Genomic DNA, 7497 nt, shown 5'->3' with positions numbered 1-7497 from the left:
CGCGGGCACCGCGCCCGCCTTCCCCCTGCCGCGCACCTGCCCGTTCGCCCCGCCACCGGACTACGCGCGGCTGCGCGACGAGCAGCCGGCGTTCCAGGTCCGACTGCCTACCGGCGCGCTCGCCTGGGTGGTCAGCCGCTACGCCGACGTGCGGGCGCTGCTCGCCGATCCACGGGTCAGCGCGGACGCGCGGCACCCCTCGTTCCCGGCGATGGGTGTCGGGGAGCGGGAGACCGCCGCCCGCAACCGGCCGTTCATCCGGACCGACCCGCCGGACCACACCCGCATCCGCAAGATGTTGCAGGCCGAGTTCACGGCCCGCCGGGTCCGGGACATGGTGCCGGGCCTGACCGCCTTCGCCGAGTCGCTGGTCGACGAGATGATCGCCGCCGGCCCTCCGGTCGATCTCGTCTCCGCGTTCGCGAACCGGATGTCGACGGCGACCGTCCTCAACCTGATGGGAGTGCCCACCGACAACCTGGAGTTCTTCCGCGACGTCACCCGCATCTCCGGCGGCCGGGGCAGCACCGCCGAAGAGGCGCAGGCCGCGCTCGGCAACATGTTCCGGATGTTCAACGAGCTGATCGACCGCCGGCTCATCGAGCCGGGCGAGGACCTGCTCTCCCGGCTCGTGGTGAACCACCTCGCCACCGGCGCGGTCACCCGCCAGGAGCTCATGTCGACCATCGGCATCACGATCGTCGCCGGCCGGGAGACGACCACCAGCATGATCGCGCTGGGCACGGCGGTGCTGCTGGAGAACCCGGACCTCGCCACCGCGCTGCGGGGCGACCCGGAGCTGCTCGGGCCGACGGTCGAGGAGCTGCTGCGGCTGCTGTCGGTCGCCGACTCGATCCCGCTGCGCGTCGCCACCGCCGATCTCGACATCGGCGGGGTGCGGGTACCCGCGGGCGACGGCCTCATCCTGCTGCTCGCCGGGGCCAACCACGACCCCGACGTGTTTCCCGACCCGGAGCGCTTCGACCCGCACCGGACGAACCGCCACCATGTGGCGTTCGGTTTCGGGATCCACCAGTGCATCGGGGCGAGCCTGGCCCGGGCCGAGCTGGAGATCTCCTACCAGGTCCTGCTGCGCCGGTTGCCCGACCTGCGGCTCGTGGTGCCGGTCGCCGAGCTCGAGTTGCGTAACGACTCGGCGACGTTCGGCGTCGAGGCGATGCCGGTGGCCTGGTGAGCCTGGTGAGCCTGATGAACCAGCCTGGACGGGGGGCGCCGGCGGCGCACCCGACGGGCGCCGTCCGCCGCTACGCGCCACGCCCGGCGGCCAGGCTGCGGCTGGTCTGTTTCCCGCACGCCGGTGGCGGCGCGAGCAGCTTCCGGGCCTGGGCGGCGCTGCTGCCACCCACCGTGGAGCTGCTGGTCGTCCAGTACCCGGGCCGGGAGGACCGCTATCGCGAGCCCTGCGCCGTGGACCTGCACGGTTTCGCCACCGCGGCGGCCACCGACCTGCTGCGCTACGTCGACCGGCCGTACGCGGTGTTCGGGCACAGCATGGGCGCGGTCATCGGCTACGAGACGGCCCAGCGGCTGCGCTGGCACGGCCGCGCGGAACCGGTGCGGCTGATCGCCTCCGGCCGGCCCGCCCCCGACAAGGAGCTCGGCGGCACACTGCACCGCGCCGACGACGACGCGCTGTGCGCGGAGCTCACCCGGCTCGGCGGCACGGCGACGGAGGTGCTCGCCGATCCGGACGTGCGCCGGGCCGTCCTCGGCTACGTGCGCGCCGACTACCAGATGGTCGAGACCTACCGGCCCCGGCCCGTCGACCCACTGGCCTGCCCGCTGACGGTGTTCACCGGCGACACGGACCCGGAGTGCGACGAGGAGCGGGCGCGCACCTGGGAACGCTTCACCAGCGGCCGGTTCGGCGTGCACGTCTTTCCCGGTGACCACTTCTACCTGGGCCCTCAGCGTGGGCAGGTGGTGTCCACCCTGCTCGGTCTGCTCGACCCGGCGCTGGTCGGCGCGCACGCCGCCTGGCCCAGCACACCGTGACGGGGCCGCGCGGGCGTCGACAGCCCGGAGCTTTGGACGGAGATCACCGTGCGTGACTACTACTCACCGATGGCGGAGTTCTACGAACTGGTCGCCCGCCGGCAGGCAGCGGCGAGCGGACCGCCACTGGCCGCGGCGCTGAGCGCGCTGCCGGCCGGGATCGGCCCGGTCGTCGAGATCGGCGCGGGCACCGGCCGCCTCACCGAGGTCATCGCCGCCGCGCTGCCCACCGAACCGATCGTGGCGGCCGAGCCCTCGGCGACGATGCGCGCTGTCCTCACCAGCCGGGTGGCGTCGCGCCCGGAGCTGCGCGGCCGGGTGACCGTCGTCGACGGCGCCGCCCCCGGGCTGGCGCTGCCGCCGCGGATCGGCGCCGCGGTGGTCTTCGGCGTCGCCGGCCACCTGCCCGGCCCGGACCGGGCGACGCTGTGGCGCCGGCTGCGCGAGCGCCTGGCGCCCGGCGGCATCATCGTGGTCGAGCTGATGGGTGCCCGGACGCCCCGCGTCCTGCCCCCCACACTGACGGTGGCGGACACCGTCGGCCGGCAGCGCTACGAGTGGTGGGTGGAAGGCCGGCCCGGCGGGTCACCGGGCCTCATGCGCTTCACCACCACCTGGCAGATCTACCGCGGGGACAGCCTGGCCAGGGTCGTCGACGACTCCTACGACTGGTGGACGCAGGACCCCGCCGAACTCGCCGCGGAAGCCGGGCTGCACTGCGCGAACGTCAGCGGCGCCGCCGAGGGCACCTTCCGCGTCGTCGTCCTCACCGCCGCGAACCCACCGGCAAGCCCGCCGGCAGACGCGCCGCCGCCGCGAGGGACGCACGGAATCGACCCGCCACCGCCGGACGTCAGGCCGAGCCGCCGTGCGGGCCTCGCGTCCTGACTTTTCAGGCTCGCCCTTCAAGCTCGCCCCAGGCCTGCCCAAGCCTGCCGCCCAAGCTCGCCCTTCAAGCTCGAAACGAGGACACGAACGGTGACCACATCAGCCCCCGAGGAATACGACGTCATCGTGGTGGGCGGTGGCCCGGCCGGCTCCACCGCCTCAACCCTGGTCGCCCGCGAAGGCCACCGGGTCCTTCTCCTGGAGAAGGAGGTGTTTCCGCGCTACCAGATCGGTGAGTCGCTGCTGCCCGCGACGATCCATGGAATCTGCCGGCTGCTGGGCGTGGCCGAACAGGTCGAACAGGCGAAGTTCATGCCCAAGCGCGGCGGCAGCTTCCGGTGGGGCACCAACCCGCAGCCGTGGAACTTCCTGTTCGCGCTCTCCCCCCAGCTCTCCGGCCCGACGTCGTTCGCCTACCAGGTGCGCAGGGCCGACTTCGACGACATTCTGCTGCGCAACGCCGCCAGGAATGGCGTCGACGTGCGGGAGGGTGTCGACGTCCGCGAGGTTCTACGCGAGGGAGGCCAGGTACGCGGCGTCCGCTACCTCGACGGCGAGGGGGTCAGCCACACGGCGACGGCGACATGGCTGGTCGACGCCTCGGGCAACAAGAGCGCGCTCTACAAGGAAGCCGGTGGTGACCGGCACTACTCCGAGTTCTTCAAGAACATCGCGTTGTTCGGCTACTTCGAGGGCGGAAAGCGGCTGCCGGGCCCGGACGCCGGCAACATTCTCTGCGCCGCCTTCGACGAGGGCTGGATGTGGTACATCCCGCTGTCGGACACGCTGACCAGCGTGGGCGCGGTGGTCAGCCGCACCCAGGCCGACCAGCTACGCGGTGACCAGGAGGCGGCCCTGTGGGGTTTCGTCAACCGGACATCGGTCGTCCGCGAGATGATGTCCGACGCGACGCGGGTCACCGAGGGAATGTACGGTGAGCTGCGCACCCGCCGGGACTACTCGTACACCAACACCAGGTTCTGGGCACCCGGCATGGTCCTGGTCGGTGACGCGGCCTGCTTCATCGACCCGGTCTTCTCCACCGGTGTGCACCTGGCCACCTACGGCGCGCTGCTCGCCGCCCGGTCGATCAACAGCGTGCTGGCCGGCGACCTCACCGAAGAACGCGCGTTCGGCGAATTCGACGGCAGATACCGCCGGGAGTACGGCGTTTTCCACGAGTTCCTCACCGCCTTCTACGACATGCAGGCGAACGAGGGCTCCTATTTCTGGAAGGCCCGGAAGGTCACCGAGGAGAACTCGACCGACCTGGAGGCATTCGTCACGCTGGTCGGCGGCGTGTACTCGAAGGAGGCCGCGCTCACCGGAAGAAGCGGCGAGTCCGCCACCCTGGCCGAACGGTTCAACCGCTCCGCGGCCGACCTCGCCGACGCGGCGGAGAAGACCGGCACCATGCAGACCGAGTCGGGTGAACGCATGTACCACCTGTTCGGCGCGCCCGTGGTCGCCGATGTCATGCAGGAGATGAACCAGATCCAGGCACGCGGCCTCCGCGGCGAGGCGACCAGGGAATCACCGATCCTCAAAGGCGGTCTCGTTCCCTCCAGAAGCGGCCTGCGCTGGGCCGAGGCCGCGCGCTGAACCCGCGGGCTGGATCCGCGGGCTGAATCCGTGCGGATCACGGCGGAACTCACCGCGGCCCCAACCCTGGACGAGGCGATGGGAGGTACCCGCATGCGGGACGGAGATCTGCGCGGCCTGATCACTCTGGTGGTCGGCGCGGCCGGTGGGATCGGCGGTGCCGTCGTCGAACTGGCGGCCCGCGAGGGCGCCCGGGTGGTCGCGGCCGACCGCGACGAGCCGGCCGCGGCACGGCTGGCGGAGCGGCTCACCGGCCAGGGGCCGGCAGTCGTCGCCCACGGGGTCGACGTCACCGACGAGGCGTCGGTGACCGCGCTCGTCGACAGCGTGGAGGCCGAACTAGGGCCGATCGACGCGCTCGTCAACTGTGCCGGGATGGTGCGCGTCGCCGACGTCGCGGCGACCACGGTCGCGGACTGGCGGACGATGCTGGAGGTGAACGCGACCGGGGTGTTCCTGGCCAGCCGGGCGGTCAGCGCCCGGCTGGCCTCACGACGGCGCGGGAGCATCGTCACCGTCGCCTCGGACGCGGCCGGCGTCCCACGCAGCGGGATGGCGGCGTACGCCGCCGCGAAAGCCGCGGCCACGCATCTCACCCACTGCCTCGCGCTGGAACTCGCCCCCGCCGGGGTGCGCTGCAACGTGGTCTGCCCCGGCGTGACGGACACTCCTCTGGCGCGGGCCGCCTGGCCGGGCCCGGACGGTCTCACCCGGGCGGCCGCCGCGACCCCGGAGCGGTTCCGCAACGCGATCCCACTCGGCCGGGCCGCGCGGCCCGGCGACGTCGCCGAAGCCGTCGTGTTCCTGCTGTCCGACCGCGCCCGGCACATCACCGGGCACAGCCTCTACGTCGACGGCGGTGCCGCGCTGCGCGGCTGAGGAGACACCACAGACCTCAGCGCATCCCTCTTCCCACTCTCTTTCCTCTTCCTTTCCTCTTCCCACTCTCTTTTTCTCGGTCCCTTTCCACCCAGATCGCTCACGTGTCCAGCAAAGCGGGCTGCCCGCACCGAGGAGGACAGTCACATGGCCCTTCCGCCCGTGCCGGACTATCCGATGCCGTCACCGAACCAGCTGCCGCCGAGCCGGGTCGACTGGCGCTGCACGCCGACCAGGGCCGCGCTCCTCGTCCACGACATGCAGGCTCACTACCTGGCGCCCTACCCGGAGACGGCCTCACCGAGACGGGAGCTGATCGCGAACACGGCTTCCCTGTGCCACGCGGCCCGCACCGCCGGAATCCCGGTGTTCTGGAGCGTGGCACGGCCCGCCGCCGACCGGGCCGAACGCGGCCTGCTCTGGGACTTCTGGGGCGCCGGCATGGCCGGCGACGGCGCGCGCCTCGTCGACCCGCTGGTCCCCTCCGCAGACGAGGGCACCATCGTCAAACACCGCTACAGCGCGTTTCACCGGACCAACCTGCTTCAGCGGCTCGCGGCGGCCGGACGTGACCAGCTGGTGATCTGCGGCGTGTACGCGCACATCGGCGTCTACGCGACGGCATGCGATGCCTTCATGTCCGACATCGCCCCGTTCCTCGTGGCGGACGCGGTCGCCGCGTTCAACCCGGACCAGCATCTCGGCGCGCTCCGGCTCGCCGCCGGCCAGTGCGCCGCGGTGCTGACCACCACGCAGATCCTGACCAGCTGGTCCTGAACAGCTTGTCCACCCCCAGGCCGATGCCGCCCAGGCGGTTCAGGGGTCAGCGGACGAGGCCGACGTGCAACAACGATATTGGGAGGGACGATAATGACCTCGGAAGACCAGATGCCAGCGACCGACGAGGACCGGCCAGACCGGGCGGACCCAGACCAGGCGATGGCGGCGTGGAAGGTCCTGGGGCCGCTCATGGACCTGGTGACCCCGATGGCGCTTCGTGTCGCCGCGACGCTGCGGCTCGCGGACTTCATGCCGGATGACGGTGCCGCCGACGGCGCCGCCCTGGAGGACCTGGCCGAACGCGTCGAAGCCGACCCGAACGCGCTGGCCCGCGTGCTGCGCCACCTGACCCAGCGCGGGATCTTCACGGAGCCAAGCCCGGGGAGGTTCGCGGCCAGCCCTGCCGCCGCACTGTTGCGGACCGGTGCGCTGGGGACCGCCTGGTTGGACCTGACGGGCTTCGGTGGCCAGATGGATCTGGCGTTCACCGGCCTCCTGCACACGGTGCGCACCGGCGAGCCGGCCTGGGAGCAGGTCTTCGGCCAGCCGTTCTGGCCCTACCTCGACGCCAATCCCGCGATCAGGGCCTCCTTCGACGCGCTCATGGCGATCGAGGCCGGCAACACCGCCGTGGCGACGGGCTTCGACTGGTCGACGGTCTCGCACGTGGCCGACATCGGCGGTGGGACCGGCACGCTGATCGCCGAGGTGCTGCGCCACAACCCGCATCTGCGCGGCACCCTGGCCGACCTGCCGAAGACCGCGGCCCGCGCCCGGGAATACCTGGCCGGCCTCGGCCTGGACGACCGCTGCGAGGTCATCGGCCAGAGCTTCTTCGACCCGCTGCCCGCTGGCCGGGACGTCTACCTGCTCACCCGCGTCATCCACGACTGGGACGACGCCGCCGCGAGCGCGATCCTGCGCCGCTGCGCGGAGGCCGCGGGCACAGCCGGCCGGGTGCTGATCATCGAATCCGCCCCCAACCACGACCCCGCCGGATTCGCGGAGATGGACCTGCGCATGCTCGTCCTCGCGGGCGGTCGTGAGCGCACCCTCGACGACTACTCCGCCCTCGCCACCGACACCGGCCTCCGCATCAACAAGATCCACGACCAGGTAGAGCGTTACATCATCATCGAGTGCGTCCCGGCCTAGCCGCCGCCTACGCAGGCCAGCCGCGTTCCGCGGAACGCGAGCGACGATGCCGGGCCCGATGTCCCGGGCGGGACGCCGGTCAGGCGGATGCCCGGCGTCCCTCGCGGACGTCGCCTGTGGGCAGCGGGGCCCCTTCGCGGGAAAGGCTATCGGGGAGCCGGGGTGTCGTGTTCGTGG

At 72.1% G+C, this 7497-nt stretch carries 7 protein-coding genes; all 7 read left to right on the top strand.

What is annotated here, in order from left to right:
- A partial coding sequence (locus AC08OP_RS16065; RefSeq protein ID WP_476614944.1) for a cytochrome P450 occupies window positions 1-1195 on the top strand: 1195 nt, incomplete at its 5' end.
- A complete protein-coding gene (locus tag AC08OP_RS16060) occupies window positions 1192-2016 on the top strand; it encodes a thioesterase II family protein (RefSeq protein ID WP_476614943.1) in 825 nt (274 codons plus the stop codon). The genes AC08OP_RS16065 and AC08OP_RS16060, both read left to right, overlap by 4 nt.
- Before the next feature lie 48 nt (window positions 2017-2064).
- Window positions 2065-2904, top strand: a complete 840-nt coding sequence (locus AC08OP_RS16055; protein ID WP_476614942.1) for a class I SAM-dependent methyltransferase — start codon at window positions 2065-2067, stop codon at window positions 2902-2904.
- A gap of 90 nt (window positions 2905-2994) precedes the next feature.
- Complete coding sequence (locus AC08OP_RS16050) at window positions 2995-4506, top strand: tryptophan 7-halogenase (protein ID WP_476614941.1); 1512 nt, start codon at window positions 2995-2997, stop codon at window positions 4504-4506.
- Window positions 4507-4536: 30 nt separating this feature from the next.
- Window positions 4537-5385: an SDR family oxidoreductase gene (locus AC08OP_RS16045; RefSeq protein ID WP_476614940.1), complete on the top strand. Its 849-nt coding sequence runs from the start codon at window positions 4537-4539 to the stop codon at window positions 5383-5385.
- 147 nt (window positions 5386-5532) lie between these two features.
- On the top strand, window positions 5533-6162 hold the full coding sequence (locus tag AC08OP_RS16040; RefSeq protein WP_476614939.1) for an isochorismatase family protein: 630 nt from the start codon (window positions 5533-5535) through the stop codon (window positions 6160-6162).
- A gap of 93 nt (window positions 6163-6255) precedes the next feature.
- Complete coding sequence (locus AC08OP_RS16035) at window positions 6256-7320, top strand: methyltransferase (protein WP_476614938.1); 1065 nt, start codon at window positions 6256-6258, stop codon at window positions 7318-7320.
- Window positions 7321-7497 lie beyond the last annotated feature (177 nt).

Source organism: Frankia sp. CeRuru1, assembly GCF_977966315.1.
Note: the sequence above shows the minus strand (reverse complement) of the source record. Positions and strands in the feature narration are given on the sequence as shown.

Bases quoted from the DNA above. Each gene is read 5' to 3' on its own strand.
- AC08OP_RS16040 (WP_476614939.1), top strand. From the start codon at position 5,533: ATGGCCCTTCCGCCCGTGCCGGACTATCCGATGCCGTCACCGAACCAG.
- AC08OP_RS16035 (WP_476614938.1), top strand. From the start codon at position 6,256: ATGACCTCGGAAGACCAGATGCCAGCGACCGACGAGGACCGGCCAGAC.